Below are 18,006 nucleotides of genomic sequence, written 5' to 3' on the forward strand. Positions count from 1 at the left end.
GCGGTTGCCCTGGTATCCACCGCGGCTCTCGCCGTCGCGGTTGCCCTGGTACCCACCCGAGGAACGGTTGCCCTGGTAGCCGCCGGAAGAGCGGTTGCCCTGGTAGCCGCCGCGGCTTCCGCCACGATCGCCGAAGGAACGCTCGCCACGAGAAGAGCTCTCGCGCAACGGTTCTCCGGTCGGCTTCTTGGCGCCGGTGATACGAGCCAGCTCAGCAGAACCCGGGGTCACGGGAACGGCAGCGGCATTGACGCCGGCCATTCCGGTCAGGCGCTTGAACCCACGCTTCTGATTCGGGAGCACGATGGCCACGACGGTGCCCTTCTCGCCGGCGCGAGCCGTGCGGCCGGCGCGGTGCAGGTAATCCTTGTGATCGGCCGGGGGATCGACGTGAACAACCAGATCGATTCCGTCGACATGGATTCCGCGTGCGGCGACGTCAGTGGCAACGAGAACCGGGGTGCGACCGTTCTTGAAGCGCTCGAGGACGCGGGTGCGCTGGTTCTGTGCCTTGCCGCCGTGAAGCGACTCGGCGGCGATGCCGACTGCGCGGAGGCGGTCGGTGATTCCCTCGCAACCGAGCTTGGTGCGGGCGAACATGATCGTGCGTCCGTCGCGGGCACCGATCTCGGAGAGGACGGAATCCTTCTGGCCGCGGTCGACGAGGAGGACGTAGTGCTCCATCGTGTCGACGCTCGCGCGACCGTCTTCGGTGGAGTGCGTGACGTGGTTGGCCAGGAACTGACGAACCAGCGACTGGACCTCACGGTCGAGGGTTGCCGAGAACAGCAGGCGCTGTCCGTCCGCGGGGGTCTCACCGAGGATCGAGCGAACCTCGGGCAGGAAGCCCATGTCCGCCATCTGGTCGGCCTCGTCGAGTGCGGTGATTTCCACCGAGTCGAGGATGCAGGTGCCCTGACGCAGGTGGTCGCCGAGACGACCCGGGGTGGCGACGAGAACGTCGACGCCGCGGCGGAGCTGATCGACCTGCTTGGCGAACGGCGTTCCACCGACAGCGGGACGAACCGTGAGTCCGAGTGCGCCGGCGTAGGAGTTGAGGGAGTCGACCACCTGGAAAGCAAGCTCACGGGTGGGGACGAGCACGAGTGCACGGGGACGCTTGGCGGCCGGGCGATCCTCGTGACGCGAGAGGCGGGTCAGCATCGGCAGGCCGAATGCGAGGGTCTTGCCCGATCCGGTCTGTGCGCGGCCCAGAACATTGGTTCCGGCGAGCGCGTCCGGAATGGACTGCGCCTGGATGGGAGACGGGACGGTGATGGAGTTGCGCGCCAATGCGGCAACAAGCTGCTCGGGCAGGCCGATCTCGGCGAAGGTGATACCCGGCTCGGTGGCGACTGCTTCTTCGGCAGCGGGGGTGTTGATGGTGGTGTCTTCGATGTTCTCGGAAGACGACATTTGGACAGCGTTGGTCACGCGGAAACCTCTCCGGACTACGGGCACGTCGCGGAGCGGAAGAAGCCATGCTGAAATACACGACACAGTTCGCAAAGGGACGAGCCAGGGCACATGTCACCTGGCAATCCGAACGCATACTGCGGGGAATTGGGCTGTGTGCCGTTATATGTTGACGGACCACGATGGTGGCCGTGGTCCACTCTACGCCACCGGCTAGGTCTAAGTCAGGTAACCCCGGCTGTGACCTGCACTACTGCACGTGGTTGCGCTGGTCAAGACTCAGTAGGCGTTGAAAAGCAGGCGAAGTTCGGTGAGCCAGGGCACTGCCACAGCCACGGTGGGCACCACAAGAATGGCGACCGCCCCCAGATACGCAAAAATCGCAATCCGGGGATCGGCATCGTCAGCCGAGAGGCGCTGCACTCTAATGAGCGTTGACGGACCGCCCGCTGCCATCGCTCCGCGCGGTGCGGTCGATCCGGCACACGCGACCAGTGCTCGCGCCAGGGGAGTCGGTCCGGTAGCGCGGACTGCCGAATCATCGGCGAGTAACTCAACCAGGAGCTGTACGGATCCGAGAGCCGACTTGCTACGGACGAAACGGGGGAACGCGTGGTTGACGGCGGTGAATGCCTCGAGGACGAGATCGTGACGAGCCCGCAAGTGCGAACGCTCGTGCGTGAGGATGGCCTTGACCTCGGCATGATCGAGGTTCTGCAGAGTGCCTTGACTGAGGACCACTCGTTGACGCAGGCCAGGCAGGCAGTAGGCGATCGGTTCGTCGACGTCGAGCACTCGCAGGTCGGGTGTGCGTTCGACCGAGGCGGGCATGGCGCAATCGTCGAGTAAGTCGACCAACACACGGTGACGTGCACGGCGACGCCTGGTCCTCACGGCGACCTGGATGACCGAGAAGATCAGCTTTGCGCCGATCAGAAGCGTCAGGGCAAAAACAACCACGTACAGAATCCACAGCGGCAACCCGAGGGCGTCGATCTCGGCCGTCGGAGCCGTCGTCGGCCTTCCGTCAGCGCCGGGAACGAGCAGCTGGCTGGCAATGGCCAGGCCCGAGCTGAATGCCGACAACACCGCAGCTATTGCGACGGCTTGCCACAGAACCAACGCCGCGCGTGGAGCGCGGTAAGGCCACGTCGAGCGGCTCAGGAGTGCGGGTACCGGACCGGCCAGCAACAAGGCAAGCAGTCCGAAAACCAGTGCAGTAGTGGCGTTCATGTCCTACACATCATGCACGACGAATTCAGTTCGGCCTAGAAATTCCGGGCTGCGCAGCCTTTTTCGCGGACTCGCGCACTTCGAGGGCAGCGAGCGCTTCGCGGAGAGCATCTGCTTCGTCGGCATTGACCTGGCCCACGAAGTGAACGAGTGCCGCAGCGCGACCGCCGGACTCCGGAGCCTGGGCGAGAGCGTCGACCATCAGGCTCGCAACCAGTTCTTCGCGCTTGTTGACGGGAAGATAGCGATGCGCTCGATCGTCACGCTGCTGAATCACCAGATGCTTCTTCGCCAGGCGCTGCAGAACGGTCATGACCGTCGTGTACGCCAATTCGCGATGCGTCGCGAGTGCTTCATGCACCTGTCGCACAGTTTGCGGCTCTGATGTGGACCACAAATGATCCATCACCGCGCGTTCGAGTTCACCTAGACCTGCCATTCCTCGATTCTACGGACTTCCACGACGAAATACGTACTACTGGTAGTAGTAACCACCTCGGTGGGGGTGTGGTATTGGCCATAGTGATCTGCATGACGGTTACGGTGGTGAGAGCAGCGAGAAATGCCCGATACTGAGCAAGCCCACAGTCGATCCGCAGAAAGTAGCCGCACGTAGATGACGATCGACAGTTCGCCGGGCGCCGAAGAATCCACATCACGGGCATGGGCAGTCGCGCAGAAATCTGCCGACATCGTTCGTTTCGGCATTCGCGACGCCCCGTTGACGGTCGTTCTACTTCTCACCATGTGGATCCTGGGCGCTGCCACCGGCAGTCTCGTGCACGGACCGTCCCGCGATCTCGAGCACGCGATCGGCGCGGGAATAGGCTCGATCCAGCACGGTCGCATCTGGACTCCGCTCACCTCCACTCTGTGGGCGGGAAACCTGCTCGGGTACATCGGTGCGAGCGTGCTCCTGATCGCGGTCGCTGCGCCCCTCGAGCGGCGCATGGGGACCGTCAAGCTCGCAATCGCCGGAGCGAGCACCCAAATCCTCGGTGTGCTCCTCGGCCTCGGCTGGGCATCGTTCGCGAAGGTGTTCGACTCCAACTGGGGGTTCCGCCTACACGTCGGCTCCGCTGTCGGCGCGAGTGCATGGATCGTCGGCGCCGCCATGGCCGCCAGCTCGAACATGGGCACACTGTGGCGTCGACGCATCCGCGTCGGAACCCTGGCTTTGACGATCACCTTGGCCCTGTTCAGCGGCCAGCTTCAAGATGTCATCAGGTTCTTCGCCTCCGTCGTAGGTCTGGTGATCGGCCAATGGGTCGTGGGGCGGTCGGCTCGCGGTGAGCGAATTGCCGGGACCCAGCGGGAGGGCCGCGTCCTCGTGGCCATCGTCGTGGCGGCCAGTGCGATCGGCCCGATGATCGCCGCGCTGTCCCCGCAAGCGGTAGGTCCACTTGCCGTCCTGCGTGACCTCTTCCGCGGAGTTCCGTGGACGGTGGCCGAGGTTCGAGAACTGTGCGCCGAGTCCGCGTCGGACCCGGACTGTCGACGAGGTCTCCTCGAGCTCCGACTCTCCGGTGTCGGGCCGACCCTGCTCTCGCTGATGCCGTCGATTTTTGTTCTGGTGCTGAGCGACGGGCTGCGTCGTGGCCGCAGATTCGCCTGGATGGCGACCGTGTGCGCCCAGGTGGTCCTGCTCGTCCTCTCGATCGGGAACTTCGTCATCAGGTTCGTCGACGCCGTGGACAGCGACAGTCTGTTCTACGGAATCAGCGATCCGAACGTGTACCGGACACTCGTGCCGTTCCTGACGCCGCTGTTCGTGCTGATCCTGTTGATCTCCACACGCCGATACTTCGACGTGGCAGCCCCGGCCAAGACATACAGACGCTTGGGCGTCGCGATCGTGACGTTGCTCGGGGTCCTCGCCGTGATCTACGTGGGCGGCGGAATGCTCGCCAGGCACGGGTTCGACCGCGAGCCCACTGTCACCATGCTGCTCGCAGACTTCCCGCAGCGCCTCGTGCCGCCGGTGTACCTGCAGTTGATCGACCCGCGCCTCCTTCCCGTGGACATCGAGTCGACGTTGCTGTTCGAGTGGACCGGCGTCGTGTTCTGGGGCGTTGCTGCCGTGCTGGTCTTCGTGAGCTTCCTCAAGCCCGTCAAGACCGCTGATCCGAAAGCCGCCGAACGTGCGCGATCGATGTTGCTCGCCGGCACCGGCAGTCCGTTGTCGTGGATGACGACCTGGAAGGGCAACACCTACTGGTTCAGTGCAGACGGTTCGAGCTACGTCGCCTACCGTGTCATCGCCGGAGTCGCACTCACCACCGGTGACCCAGTCGGTCCTCCAGATCGGATGCGCGCAGCGATCGAGGGGTTCGCCGAGTTCGCGTCGTCGAACGGTTGGATCCCGTGCTTCTACTCGGTGACCGACGACGCACGCACCATTACCGATTCCATGGGCTGGAGCGGCCTACAGGTCGCTGAGGAAACAGTGCTCGATCTTGGGGGAATCGCGTTCACGGGCAAGCGGTTCCAGGACGTGCGCACGGCACTGAATCGGGCGAAGAAGTCCGGGATCACGGCCGAGTGGATTTCCTTCCCACACGCGCCTCTCGCGATCAAGGATCAGATCGTCGCGATCTCGGAAGAATGGGTAGCGGACAAGGGGATGCCCGAGATGGGCTTCACTCTCGGCGGACTCGACGAGGTCGACGACGAGGCGGTGCGCTGCCTGATCGCCGTGGACGAGGATCGCACGGTGCACGGTGTCACGTCGTGGCTGCCGGTGCACCGCGACGGCAAGGTCGTCGGCTGGACCCTCGACTTCATGAGGCGACGCTCCGAAGGGTTCCGTCCCGCGATGGAGTTCCTCATTGCTTCTGCCGCACTGAAATTGGAGGAGGAGGGTGTCGAGTTCCTCAGTCTGTCCGGTGCGCCGTTGGCAACAATCGCCGCCGACTCCACTACGGACGCAGCCGAGACCAACGCAGCCGAACCTGAGGCCACGACCTTCTCGGCGATGATGGACAGCGTCCTTGATCTGCTCGGTCGCACACTGGAACCGGTGTACGGCTTCCGATCGCTGCTGGCCTTCAAATCGAAGTTCCAACCCCGGTACGTGCCGATGCACATGACGTTTGCCGATCCGGCCGCGTTACCGAGCATCGGCAACGCGGTCGGGCGGGCGTATCTGCCGACCGTGTCGATCGGTCAGGGATTCAAACTCGTTCGGACGATTCTGGGTCGCTGATTCGCGATCTTCAGGCGGGCCTGGCCGGCCCGCCGACAGCGCCGAAGACGTGCCGGGTGCCGATCGGGACGATCAGGGGCCGATCCGAGACCGGATCGTCGATGACCGCAGCTTCGAGACCGAATACCTCGAGCAGAAGTTCCGCGGAAATGATGTCCTTGGGGACTCCCGAAGCGACGACGGCGCCGTCGCGCATCACGATCAGATGATCGCTGTACCGAACTGCGAGATTGAGGTCGTGCAGAACCATCACCACGGTGCGCCCCATTTCCTCGTGGAGTTGATCCACCAGGTCGAGGACTTCCATCGAGTGCGCAAGGTCGAGGTACGTGGTGGGCTCGTCGAGGAGCAGGATGTCGGTCCCCTGGGCGAGAGCCATCGAGATCCAGGCCCGCTGACGCTGGCCACCGGACAATTGATCGACCGGCCGATCTGCAAGGTCCGAGACACCGGTCAGCTCGAGTGCCTCGGCGACCTCGCCCTCGTCGTCCGCGGACCACTGCCGAATCCACGACTGGTGCGGGTGGCGTCCACGTGAGACCAGATCGGCGACGGTGAGCCCTTCGGGCGCTACCGGAGCCTGGGGGAGCATTCCGAGGACCCGCGCGACTTCCTTGGTCTTCATCGAACTGATCGCCTTGCCGTCGAGGATGACCGATCCACCCTTGGGCTTGAGTAGACGGCCCAGCGCGCGTAGAAGTGTCGACTTGCCGCAACCGTTGGGTCCGATGACCGTCGTGATCACGCCGGTGGGGATCTCGAGATCGAGCCCGTCGACGATGATGCGATCCCCGTACCCGAGCGTCAGATTCTGCGCGACGAGACGCGAAGGGGCATCGGTGGACTGGGCGATGGTGGTCATGCTGTGACCTTCCGATTGTTACGAACCAACAGGTAGAGCAAGAACGGACCACCCAGTGCGGAAGTCACGATTCCGACAGGGAGTTCCACAGGCAGAATTGTTCGAGCGATGACGTCGCTGCCGACCACCAGTACAGCACCGGTCAGCGCGGAAGCCACGATGGGCGGGCCGGCAGAGCGCACCAGACGCATGGCGACCTGTGGCGCAGCCAGGGCGACGAAGCCGACCGGACCTGCTGCAGCGGTTGCGATGGCGGCCAGCGCCACTGCGGAGAGCAACAGTTTGGCCTGCGATGATTGCAAGCGAACACCGAGTGAGGTGGCGTTGTCGTCGCCTAACCGCAGCGCTCCCATCGTGAACGAGGCGATCACCGCGTAACCGCCGACTACCGCGACAGCGATGGCTACCGGCCACATCTGATTCCAGGTGGCACCGTTGAGAGAACCGTTGAGCCACACCTGTGCGCGGGAAGCGTCGTTGATGTCCGCCGAGATGAGGAGCCACCCCGTCGCTGCCACGAGCATGGCGTTGATGCCGATGCCGATCAGGATGAGGCGGAACCCCTCGACGCCTTTGCGCCATGCCAAGGCGTAGATCACCACTGCTGTCAGCAGTCCGCCACAGAGTGCGGCTAACGGAATCCCCAGTGTGGCAAGCAGTCCCACGAACGATCCGCCGCCGCCGAGCACGATGAGAGCAACCGCGGCAGCACTCGATCCGGCCGTGATTCCGAGGATATCGGGGCTTGCGAGGGCGTTGCGAGCGATCGTCTGGGTGACCGCACCGGCGATGCCGAGTGCCATACCGATGAAGAGCGCGGTGAGCGAGCGAGGAAGTCGGAGGTCGAAGACGATCAGGTTCTGTGTCTTGCTTCCATTACCCAGCAGGACGGAAATGACATCGGGGATCGAGATCGGATAGTCGCCGCGTCCGATGTTGATGCAGAGCAGAAGGAAGAGTGCGACCGCGAGTGCAATGCTCACCGACACCGCGAGCGGACGGTAGACCAGCGAGAATCCACCGACACGAATCGACTTACGTGAGGGGACGGTCCGGGGGAGTACCCGGAGTTCTTGCTTGAGCGTCACAGACTTGCCAACTTCCTGCGGCGTACGAGAGCGATGAAGAACGGGGCGCCGAAGAGGGCCAGGATGATTCCGACCTGCAACTCACCGGGGCGCACGACTACGCGACCGATGATGTCCGCGGTGATCAGCATGACCGCACCGAGCAACCCCGCGTACGGGACCAGCCAGCGGTAGTCGGGTCCGGTGATGGCCCGGGCCACGTGGGGGACCACCAATCCGATGAACGCGATCGGTCCACACGCTGCAGTTGCGGCGCCGGTCAGCAGGGTGATCGCGATGATGCCGAGTGTGCGACTGAACGCGATGTTCGTTCCCAACGCTTTTGCGACGTCTTCACCCAGGCTGAGGACATTGAGCCCCGGCGTACTTGCCAGGGCGATGACCAAACCGAGTATCAGGAAGGGGAGGACCTGCCAGAGAACGTCGAACCCGCGACCGGACACCGACCCGACTACCCAGAAACGGTAGGCGTCCAGGCTGGTCTGGTCGAGAATGATCACGGCATTGGTCATGGCTTGCAGGAAAAACGCGACGGCTGCGCCCGCCAGAGCCAAACTCAGAGGACTTGCGCCGCCGTTCCCGATCGAGGACAAGCCGAAGACGACGATGCTGGCGACGAACGATCCTGCAAACGCGAACCAGAGGTACTGACTCGGTGCGGTGAAGCCGAAGAGATAGATCGCCATGACAACGAAGAACGCCGCGCCGGCATTGAGCCCGAGTAGACCGGCATCCGCCAACGGGTTACGCGTGTGTCCCTGAATCAGGGCGCCGGCGATACCGAGTGCGATGCCGACAACAAGACCCAGGATGGTCCGCGGAGCACGCAACGTTCGCACGATGATGTCCGTCTGGGTACCGTCCGAGCTGAAGATGGCGTGGAAGATCTCGGCAAACGTCAGCGGCCGAGCACCCACCGCGATGCTCGCGAGCATGACGAGCGCGAGAAGAACCGTCAGCACCGCAAGACCGATCAGCCGGCGACGACGAGTTGCCCCGACACTGTTGTCACGCGCGAGTTCCTCGAACCCTTCTTCGCGCGCCGTGCTTTCACGGACCACCTCGATACCGGTTCGATCGAACGGCCTGCGCAGAGCCCGGCGAACACCGATGGGTTGCTTTGTCTTCGCGTCACGCGTGACCAGACCTACCCATCCCTTTCCAGAGGTCCGGCCCGTGGCACCTTCGCGGAATCCGAGGTTCCACACAAGGAGACCGACGGCGATGGCTATTGCCGTGCCACCGAATACGGCGCGGTCGGCTTCGCCGCCACCGTTCTCGTCTCGGAGCGACTGAACGATGTACCAGCCGACGAGCAAGGGAAGCAGGAACACCCCCGCGTCGAAAATCCCAGCTAGGACACGCATTCGGACAGGAGCCGGGCCGCGCGGCACTATGCGCCGTCCGTACGTCTCGCTGGGTCCTCGGGGATGTCCGTTCCCGAGAGGTTTGATCATCGTCACTGGCGGTTCGAGCTCCTGGTCTTTGTGCGCAGGGAATTCGCATCTTAGGTTACGGAACCCTATGTGGGCGTGCTCCCTGTGGGGCAAGTTCCTGTGTATTTGCGGTGCCAAGCGTCACAGTTCTTTACTCTTGAATTATGGTGAGGCTAACCTACATTAAGAACCACAAGACAACTTCGGCCGATTGGAGTGCACGGTGACAATCACCTTGACCACCCAGCATGCGGATGTTCGTGAATTCGAACTCCGGTCGAACGCATTGAGCCGCACCAGCGTTCGCCTACGAGCACTCAACCCTGACTATCCGCGCGTCTACGCGGTTGCCGCCATGGCAGGCGAAGGTAAACGGCGCTGGTGGCAGCTCAGTGAAGGCTTGTGTGGGGATCGGGTGCAACAGATGTTCGCCCGCTCACTTCAGGATCTCGACAGTGCTGAAGCTGCCGCGATACAGGTTGCGACGTCGCTCATTCATGCCGTGGTCGGCAGAGTTGCCGCATCCATCGTCTCCGAGGGGTCCGCCTGGGACCCGGGGCTCGAAAACCTGTTCATCCACATGGACAGCGACGGCGGAATCGACTGGGCAGGCGTGGTCGACGAAACGCTTCGTGTGGCACCCAACGGGCGAGAGTCCGGAAGTGACGGCGTCGTCGACATGCCATGTGAAGAGGCCCTCCTCATCTGGACTGCACACCGTTGCCTGACGTCGCTGCGCGCCATCTACGACGCCGTGGCCAGATGTGCGCCCGTCGACCAGTTCAGATTCTGGGGACTGGTCGGGGAGTCGATCCTGGGTGCAGCCGCTTATGTCCCCATCCTGGTCGGTGATGGCGAATCGGTAGCGCAGCGCCGTGGACAGGGACTCCTCGACGCCTTTGTCGCAGCCGGGTTGCCGGTTCGCGCGCGCCGTAGGGTCTCGCTGCGTCCTCGCTGGAACCAGTTTGACGAAGGGCTTGCTAAATTAGGTCAGCCTTGCCTATGATTGTGAAACACCTTGCGGAGAGTTACACACCGCGAGAGTGGCGAAACTGCCGGACCGCGCCGGAGTCCTGAGGGCTGCAGAGACTCCCGGTCCTTCCCACGGCGGGTTTCACATCGATCGATGTGAAACCCGCCGGTTCTTTTTTCAGACCTGATTCCAACCTCGAGTTACCTCTCGTGTAATCAAGTAGGGAGTGGCTGCCACACCGGCGCCGGAGAATCATAGATGGAGATGGCATGGTCGACACTGCTGAGACCGCAGAGATGATGAAACGGCTCGGAACGGGCTTCGACGCCACCATCGGCCTGGAATACACCGAACTGAGCCCAGATCGTGTGCGGGCGCAATGGACGGTCAAGCCCACGCTGCACCAGCCCGCAGGGATTCAGCACGGAGGCGTGTACTGCTCGGTGGTGGAGTCTCTCGCCAGCGTCGGTGGCACCGTGTGGCTGGGCGAGCGAGGCCACGTGGTCGGAGTCAACAACAACACCGACTTCCTGCGTGCAACGAGGGAAGGCACACTCACCGCAGAAGCCACCCCGATTCATCGCGGACGCACTCAGCAACTCTGGGAGGTTCGCATCACCGACGAGAACGACAGACTCGTCTCCAAGGGACAGGTTCGCCTCGCGAACATCACCGAGGTGGCGAAGATCGGAAACTGAGAACACGGTAAAGGGCGGCAATGTAGTTCAACTCCACTGCCGCCCTTCGTTGTTGACTCAGGTGCTGATCAGCCGGCAGCCTTCTGTTGCTTGCCTGCGGTCTTCTTCGACTCGTCGTTGGAGGCGCTGCCGGCCGTCGTCGCTTCCTTGTTCTTCTTCTCCAATTCGCCCATCGCGTTTCGCGCGAAGACCTGCTGCTCGGTGGACGCCATCTGAGCACGGCCACGCCCGAAGAACGTCACCGCCCATGACAAGAGCGTCGAGGCGCGCGAACGGAATCCAACTAGGTACAGAAGGTGAATTGCCAGCCAGGCAACCCATCCGATGAAACCACTGATCTCGAGCTTGCCTACCTTGGCTACCGCGCTGAAGCGCGAGATCGTTGCCATGCTGCCCTTGTCGAAGTACTTGAACGGAACTCGCGCCGAGGGGGACTGACCATTCAGTTCCGCCTTGATCTGCTTAGCCGCGTACTTGCCTCCCTGCATGGCGACCTGAGCTAAACCGGGAAGCTTGTCGAGCGACATCATGTCGCCGATGACAAAGACATTGGGGTGTCCGGGAAGCGACAGGTCAGGATTGACCATCACTCGGCCGGCGCGGTCGGTTTCTCCGCCGCTCTGCTCTGCGAGCTGCTTCCCGAGCGGGCTCGCCTGAACTCCGGCAGACCACACCTTGCACTGCGACTCGATACGGCGAAGCGTGCCGTCCTTCTCCTTGATGATCAGACCGTCGTTGTCGACGTCGGTGACCATCGCGTCGAGCTGGATCTCTACGCCGAGCTTCTCGAGCGTCTCGGCTGCCTTACGGCTGAGCTTGCCGCCGTACACGGGTAGGACTGCAGGCGCGCCGTCCAGGAGCACAACACGTGCCTCACGCGGATCGATCTTGCGGAAAGCGCCGTCGAGCGTTCGGCGGGAAAGCTCGGCGATCTGTCCGGCCAACTCCACGCCAGTGGGGCCGGCGCCGACCACGACGAAGGTCAGCAAGCGCGCGCGCTCGGCAGGATCGTCCGACAGCTCGGCCTGTTCGAACGCGCCGAGGATACGTCCACGCAGTTCGAGGGCATCGTCGATTGTTTTCATACCCGGGGCGAATTCTGCGAACTGATCGTTACCGAAGTACGACTGACCGGCACCTGCTGCCACGATCAGACTGTCGAATGGCGTTACCGTGACGCGTTCGAGCAGGCGCGAGGTCACAGTCCGGTTCTCGAGGTCGATCGTCTCGACTTCACCGAGCAGTACCTGGGCGTTCTTCTGCTTGCGCAGCACGAGCCTCGTAGCGGGAGCGATGTCCCCGACCGAGAGGATGCCGGTGGCAACCTGATAGAGGAGAGGCTGAAACAGATGGTGGGTTGTACGCGCGATCATCGTGATGTCGGCATCGGCTTTTTTGAGAGCCTGAGTGCCGAACAATCCTCCGAAGCCGGAACCGATCACCACTACGCGGTGGCGGTGCGGTTCAACCGACTGGATGCTCATTCCGTACTCCTCGAGTTCTAGGCGACAGTCCTACGGTAGTCCCACCGCGGCCGAGCTTCTCTGCGAGCAGCCCATCGAGCGCAGCTGGGTCCGAATCGATCAAGCGGCCCCGGTGGTGATCACTCCCGATGCGATCGGCTTCGCCGAGCCGGGGGTGATCACCACTTTGTCGAGGTGTCGGCTACTGGCGGACCGACAAGATGAACAGCGCGATGCACCCGCCGACGAAAACCAGGATCGACAGGGCCACCGACGCATAACCGACACCTACTCCAATTGCTGCCCAGTCCATGTGCCCAACCTCTCGTGTACTGCGATCCGGGATTCAGATCACATCTGCCTAGTGACATCACACCTCATTGATCCCTACTTCGGAAACCCGGCACGCCCAACCATTGACATGCAAGTAAATGCTTGCATATTGTGAGGTTGTGGTCGACCGGATGAATGCAGTGTTCAAAGCTCTTGCCGATCCGACACGGAGGCTTCTTCTGGACCGCTTGTTCGTAGCCAACGGTCAGTCGCTCGGAGAGCTGTGCGACAGCCTCGACATGAGTCGACAAGCTGTCACGCAACACCTCACCGCGCTCGAGGAAGCAAATCTGATCAGCACGGTTCGGCAGGGGAGATCCAAACTTCACTATCTCAATCCCGTTGCGCTCGAAGAAATTCGAGAGCGATGGATCAACAAGTTCGAGGTACCGCGCCTGAATGCGCTCAGTGCCGTCAAAAAACTCGCGGAGGAAGCCATGACCGACAAGCCCAGTTTTGTGTATGTCACCTACATCGCCAGCACGGCCGAGAACGTCTGGAAAGCGCTCACGGATGCACAGGCCACTGCGGAGTATTGGGGACACAGCAACGTCTCCGATTGGCAGCCCGGATCAACGTGGGCGCATCAACGGATCGACGGTTCGAACATTGCGGATGTAGTCGGCACCGTGGTCGAGAGCAACCCGCCATCGAGGTTGGTCACCACCTGGGCTGACCCGAACGGCGAGCCGGGCGTTGACATCTCTCGGGTGAGCTTCGACATCGAATCCTTCGATGCGATTGTGCGTCTGACCGTCAAGCACACCGATCTGGCGGACGAATCGGCTCGCATGGAGGTAGCGGGCGGATGGTCGGCGGTGCTGTCGAACCTGAAGTCCTATCTCGAGACCGGAAACACGCTTCCGGTGGCGCCGTGGGAGATGCCGGTCGGTTGACGGTTGTCGAGCAAGACGAACGTGCGCCCTGTGCAGGAGGGGGTTCCGGCGTTCACCCTGCAACAGGGGATCGAGGGCACCGCGCGGTGGCGGCCGTGCGGTCGCACCTGCTGAAATCGATGTCGCCGAACGTCAGCCCGTCGGGTCGCCGTCGACGGTGATGTTGTTGCTTCGTAGCCAGAAGGTGGCGTCCGGATCCCACCCGGCGAGCACGGTGGCCCCTGCGTTGGCCGACAACGGGATCGCGAGGCCTGGCGTGGTCAGATAAGCCATCATGGTCAGGTGGACGGCGTCGTAATCCGCGGACACCGAAACCCAGTCCGGAATGAACCATTCACGGTACTCACCGGTCGTGTCATACCACAAGGAGCGACGTGAAGCGGGCACGGGCAGGGGATAGGTATCGACCAGTTTCGCCCAGTCCTGCGGACCGGTGATCTCGTAGATGCGGGGCGCACCGTAGGTCCTAACCGGCTGCACCCGAGCCTCGTTCGAGGAGCTGTCTTCTTCGAGGAACACCCCGAGGGGCCCGATGCCATCGCGGGCCCTGGTTGTTTCGGTTGTGCCGTTGGCAAAAGGGATAGACCACCATTCGCCGCCGATGTGACGGTCCGGATCTTCGATCTGGTATTCCAGAAACTGGCGTTCGTAGTCGAGTACCTCAGCGCGCCACTGTTCGAGGCCGTCTTCTGTACGGTAAATCCGCAAGGGTAGTTCCGACCAGCCGTAGATGGGGTTTCGCTTTTCGACCAGATTCTGGTTCAGAAGGTCAGCCGGCCCCGTCCACCAGGCGGTGTGTGGCGAGTCGAGAAGGGCTCGGGCGATCGGGCGCAATGCCGCGATCACCTTGCTCGGACGTCAACAGTGTCGAGTACTTCAAGCGCATGTTCGGTCGATTGAGGCCAGTGTCTACCGGATGTGCGTGCGCTGGCGTGGCACGCGTACCCGACGTTCGCGCAGACCCGACGACCACGCGGTGAGCCGAGGACGAGCGCAACGGAATCCATGTGGGTAAAGCTAGCGGACGAGCTGACGGGGGACGTTCGAATATCTATTACTTGACATAATGTAGATTATCGGCAAATTGTCGACCTGGCGATATCCGGCTCACGTGCCGTTTCTTGTATTCATCTTCGACGTCACCTACCCATGTCGATCTGTCGGTTCAGCTGCCTACTGTTTACACATTTCCGTCCGAGATCACTGAGCGCCTCGGGTGACTTGATCATTGCGCCTCGACTGTCGCCGGCCGAGTTGCCAGCGACGGCCATCTGGCCTTGCCGGCGACTACGACTACGCCGAGTTACCTAGTCGGTTACGAAGCAAGATCGTCCAATAGGCGCTCTGATGTCGATTAGTGTTGATGAACGCGACTTGCCCACCTCCACCCACCTGACCTCAATTCGTCACTGTGACGTATTGGGGGCGACAGGCTGGACGCGAGTGCAGTTCCATTGTCATTGCCACGGACTACTATCGCCGCATGTGTTGTATTCGACCGGCCGCTTCTCATGGTCAGGGGCCGCGATGAGCGACACACCCAAGGTCGTGCACCGCTGGCTCGCAGTGCCAGACCAGTTTGACCGATTCACGCGATTCTTGCGCGACAACGGAATTCTGATGCCGACTCGGATTGGAATCGGCGTATTGGTTTTCCTCCTGGGTGGCACGATTCTGCTGAAGCGTTTGGGCACCCATTCGGTACAGACCATCGGATTTCCGTTGGACGTCGTCGTCGCAGTGCTTGTGATGATCGGCGGAATTGCCCTGCCGGTCATTGCGACTACCCGTGAAAGGTCGTATTTCTTAGTCGTTGGCGGGGACTTCGCCGTTGCGGTGATCGTGCTGGCCGAGGCGAATCCGGATCAGCGGTTGCTCGGATGTCTTGTCTTCGGGCTCGTCGGCTCGTATGTAGCCTTCTTTCACAACCTTCGAGCGCAACTGTGGCACCTCCTGTGGTCCGGGGCGATTATCGTTGTCGCCAGCATCGGGGTTTTCACGGATGCGCCTTCGTCAGCCTCAGACGTACTGGGACGCATTGCCTTTGCCATCCCTGTTATCACTGTCATACCGGTCGTCACACAGATTGTTCTGGCGCTCCTGAGCAACGACGCGCAGAGCTCCGAACTCGATCCATTGACGGATCTGCTGAATCGGCGTGGACTGGCGCGGCGGACTTCCGAACTCCTACAAGCGAAATCCAGCCTCGATCAGTCTTTGCTGGTTGTGGTGATCGACATCGACAATTTCAAACACTTCAACGACACCTACGGTCACGACGTGGGTGACCGCGTCATCTTGCGGACCGCGTATCGACTCCACGACTGGGCCAGATCGGACGCAGCGATCGCTCGTATCGGCGGTGACGAATTCGTCGTCGTTCAGATGATGCCGTTGCCCTATGTCGGCGACTTGCTCGCGCGGATTCACCCCGTCATGAACTCCCCTACGGGCGAACCACTCTCGACGACGAGCATCGGCATAGCCGTACACAACGGCGGCTGGCCGGACGTGCAGGCAGCAGAAAGCGGCCTGCACGATCTACACCGCCTAGCCGATTCGGCGATGTACGAAAGTAAGAGGATGGGCGGAAATCACGTCCATTCCATCGTTCTCACCGATCAAGAGTCACAACAGGTCGGCGGTCGTTCAGTCCTCTGAGTCGTCGATCAGATGCATCGCGGCTTCCTCTGCCGACGCTGCGCCGCCGTCGATTCCGACGTCTCCGGCGATTAGCTCGCTTTCCTCGTCTTCGTATCGGCCCTCGTCTTCGGCAACGAGACGCCCGACGCGGCGGTTACCCACTTCGTCGCCGTTCGGGAATTCTTCTTCCCGTTCGAATTCGTCGGCATCGGTGGGATCCTTCAGCGGATCACCCAGCGACGCGTACGGATCGGGTTCTTCCTCGGCCAAGCGCTCGTCGAGGGTCTCCCCCGCTGATTCCTCGCTGCCGGTCAACCCGTGGGCATCAAGTCCCAGTGGGCGTTCCGGTGGTGAGATTCCCTCGTCGAGAATGTCGTCGACGCCTCGATCGATCAGAGTGTCTTCGGGTTGAAGCTGGTCGTCGGGGTCGAGACTGTAATCGCCATTGCCGGCCGCGCCGGTGTCATCCGTGTCGCTCATACACTCAACGATGCCACGGGCACACGGAGTTGGCCACGCGCCGCGCCTGCTCGATACATCACGCCAGAGATCTTCAGCACGACCGTGGCGCGGGCACTCCGTCGAATCTGTCCTGTAGATACTCGAACGCGGTGGGTAGACCGAGGACAGCGGTGGTGAGGTGGTCCGGGCTGGGGAACAGTTGGGATTGAATTGTTGCTCCTGCGGCGCAGTACCTCGAAATGGTGTTGACCACCGAATCGATGGGAATCAGCACGTCGTCGGGCGTGTGCCATTCGAACACGGGGGCGGTCGGTACTCCTGGATAGAGTTCGACGCTGTTGTCGTCCATCACCTTTCGCACTTCAGGACTGGACAACAGGGAAGTCGACGTAGACACCTGGGAAGCGCTGCGCCCGGCGCCAACTCTCAGGATGTCGTTGGTGCAGGCATTGGTGAGTTCGGACCGCATCGACCGACCGAGGTCGTTGAGTTGGTTACTGAGCGGCAAGAGGTCGGGATACTCCCGCTCGAGGCCCATCGCTGCGGCGAAGGCAAGGCCGAATGCCGGGTGCGGATCTTGCCCGAGTCCATTGGCCATCTTGGACAGGTTCATCGGAACGCCGCCCTCGGCAACACCGACGAGGTTGACCTCGGGTGCGTAGGTCGGCGCCAGCGCAGCTGCCCACGCGGTGGCCATACCGCCTCCGGAGTATCCAGCGATGCCGACTGGGCTGGCGCCGCTACGCAATTCTGGGACTTTCTGGACGGCGCGTATGCCGTCGAGCGTGATCTGTCCGCCCAGTCTTGCGGCGCCGTATGCGCTGTTGGGTCCGAGATGGTCGGGAAGCGCTATTGTCCATCCGCGCTGCAGAGCGACGTTGAGGATGGGTGCTTCACGGATGACGATGTTGGGATCCGATGCGTAGAGCGCTCGCGATGGCGCACAACCTGTTCCGAGTGCGTTGACGATGTGCTGATAGGAGAGCAGGGGGCCGTCTTGCGTTTGATTCGGCGGGACCAGGATAGTGCTGACCGCGGCAATCGGCTTGTTCTCGGAGTTCGTGGACCGGTAACTGACCTGCCAGATCGCGACGCCCGGAAAAGTCGTCAGATCGGGGGCTCGCCGTACGGAGATCGGCGTGCCGGCGGTCCCCTCGGCCGCTGCTTGCGAATAGAACGGGTCCGGGTCCGGTGCGGGATACGCGGGATCTGCCTGTGCAGTCCACCCGGAGAGCAGTGTGGCGGTCAGCGCCGCGGCAGTCAGCATCGATCCGGTAAACACCCGTTTGGTTCGCAGT

The 18,006-nt window shown here is 62.3% G+C and carries 15 protein-coding genes; 5 read left to right on the top strand and 10 right to left on the bottom strand.

What is annotated here, in order from left to right:
- The 3 genes from R4P65_RS21490 to R4P65_RS21500 all read right to left on the bottom strand — a co-directional run.
- A partial coding sequence (locus R4P65_RS21490) for a DEAD/DEAH box helicase (RefSeq protein ID WP_317828028.1) occupies positions 1-1,434 on the bottom strand: 1,434 nt, incomplete at its 3' end.
- A 261-nt stretch (positions 1,435-1,695) separates the two neighbouring features.
- Entirely contained in the window at positions 1,696-2,649 is a 954-nt protein-coding gene (locus tag R4P65_RS21495) for a M56 family metallopeptidase (protein WP_230815619.1), read from the bottom strand.
- Between the two features lie 25 nt (positions 2,650-2,674).
- Positions 2,675-3,088 (bottom strand): BlaI/MecI/CopY family transcriptional regulator, encoded by a 414-nt coding sequence (locus R4P65_RS21500; protein WP_003944876.1) that lies wholly within the window; start codon positions 3,086-3,088, stop codon positions 2,675-2,677.
- Positions 3,089-3,265: 177 nt separating this feature from the next.
- Here R4P65_RS21500 and R4P65_RS21505 point away from each other — a divergent pair, with 177 nt between their 5' ends.
- On the top strand, positions 3,266-5,854 hold the full coding sequence (locus R4P65_RS21505; protein WP_317828029.1) for a bifunctional lysylphosphatidylglycerol flippase/synthetase MprF: 2,589 nt from the start codon (positions 3,266-3,268) through the stop codon (positions 5,852-5,854).
- Positions 5,855-5,864: 10 nt separating this feature from the next.
- On the opposite strand, the gene R4P65_RS21510 is transcribed toward R4P65_RS21505, so the two are convergent.
- From R4P65_RS21510 to R4P65_RS21520, 3 genes are read right to left on the bottom strand one after another with little or no spacing between them, the layout of a single operon-like run.
- Entirely contained in the window at positions 5,865-6,716 is an 852-nt protein-coding gene (locus R4P65_RS21510; RefSeq protein WP_317828030.1) for an ABC transporter ATP-binding protein, read from the bottom strand.
- Positions 6,713-7,804 carry a FecCD family ABC transporter permease gene (locus R4P65_RS21515; protein WP_317828032.1) on the bottom strand — a complete coding sequence of 364 codons (1,092 nt, stop codon included), beginning with the start codon at positions 7,802-7,804 and terminating at the stop codon, positions 6,713-6,715. The genes R4P65_RS21510 and R4P65_RS21515 overlap by 4 nt, the downstream gene beginning before the upstream one ends.
- Positions 7,801-9,261, bottom strand: coding sequence for a FecCD family ABC transporter permease (locus R4P65_RS21520; RefSeq protein ID WP_230815749.1), 1,461 nt, complete (start codon positions 9,259-9,261; stop codon positions 7,801-7,803). Before R4P65_RS21520 ends, R4P65_RS21515 begins: the two co-directional genes overlap by 4 nt.
- A gap of 202 nt (positions 9,262-9,463) precedes the next feature.
- Between R4P65_RS21520 and R4P65_RS21525 the strand changes: the two genes are divergently transcribed.
- Entirely contained in the window at positions 9,464-10,246 is a 783-nt protein-coding gene (locus tag R4P65_RS21525) for a hypothetical protein (protein WP_317828033.1), read from the top strand.
- A 236-nt stretch (positions 10,247-10,482) separates the two neighbouring features.
- A complete protein-coding gene (locus tag R4P65_RS21530) occupies positions 10,483-10,911 on the top strand; it encodes a PaaI family thioesterase (RefSeq protein ID WP_003945020.1) in 429 nt (142 codons plus the stop codon).
- A gap of 68 nt (positions 10,912-10,979) precedes the next feature.
- Here the strand turns inward: R4P65_RS21530 and R4P65_RS21535 are convergent, their stop codons facing one another.
- Positions 10,980-12,395 carry an NAD(P)/FAD-dependent oxidoreductase gene (locus R4P65_RS21535; RefSeq protein ID WP_317828034.1) on the bottom strand — a complete coding sequence of 472 codons (1,416 nt, stop codon included), beginning with the start codon at positions 12,393-12,395 and terminating at the stop codon, positions 10,980-10,982.
- Positions 12,396-12,805: 410 nt separating this feature from the next.
- Between R4P65_RS21535 and R4P65_RS21540 the strand changes: the two genes are divergently transcribed.
- Positions 12,806-13,603, top strand: coding sequence for a metalloregulator ArsR/SmtB family transcription factor (locus R4P65_RS21540; RefSeq protein ID WP_317828035.1), 798 nt, complete (start codon positions 12,806-12,808; stop codon positions 13,601-13,603).
- Between the two features lie 132 nt (positions 13,604-13,735).
- On the opposite strand, the gene R4P65_RS21545 is transcribed toward R4P65_RS21540, so the two are convergent.
- Positions 13,736-14,449 carry a hypothetical protein gene (locus R4P65_RS21545; protein WP_317828036.1) on the bottom strand — a complete coding sequence of 238 codons (714 nt, stop codon included), beginning with the start codon at positions 14,447-14,449 and terminating at the stop codon, positions 13,736-13,738.
- A gap of 681 nt (positions 14,450-15,130) precedes the next feature.
- Between R4P65_RS21545 and R4P65_RS21550 the strand changes: the two genes are divergently transcribed.
- Positions 15,131-16,264 (top strand): GGDEF domain-containing protein, encoded by a 1,134-nt coding sequence (locus R4P65_RS21550; RefSeq protein WP_317828037.1) that lies wholly within the window; start codon positions 15,131-15,133, stop codon positions 16,262-16,264.
- Here the strand turns inward: R4P65_RS21550 and R4P65_RS21555 are convergent.
- Both R4P65_RS21555 and R4P65_RS21560 read right to left on the bottom strand, forming a co-directional pair.
- The gene (locus tag R4P65_RS21555) at positions 16,253-16,726 is read right to left on the bottom strand and encodes a DUF5709 domain-containing protein (protein WP_317828038.1); all 474 of its coding nucleotides are present in this window, start codon (positions 16,724-16,726) and stop codon (positions 16,253-16,255) included. The genes R4P65_RS21550 and R4P65_RS21555 overlap by 12 nt on opposite strands.
- Positions 16,727-16,799: 73 nt before the next feature.
- Positions 16,800-17,975: a lipase family protein gene (locus tag R4P65_RS21560; RefSeq protein WP_317828088.1), complete on the bottom strand. Its 1,176-nt coding sequence runs from the start codon at positions 17,973-17,975 to the stop codon at positions 16,800-16,802.
- Positions 17,976-18,006 lie beyond the last annotated feature (31 nt).

The organism is Rhodococcus sp. IEGM 1318, from assembly GCF_033142465.1.
GTDB classification, from domain to species: domain Bacteria; phylum Actinomycetota; class Actinomycetes; order Mycobacteriales; family Mycobacteriaceae; genus Rhodococcus_F; species Rhodococcus_F qingshengii_B.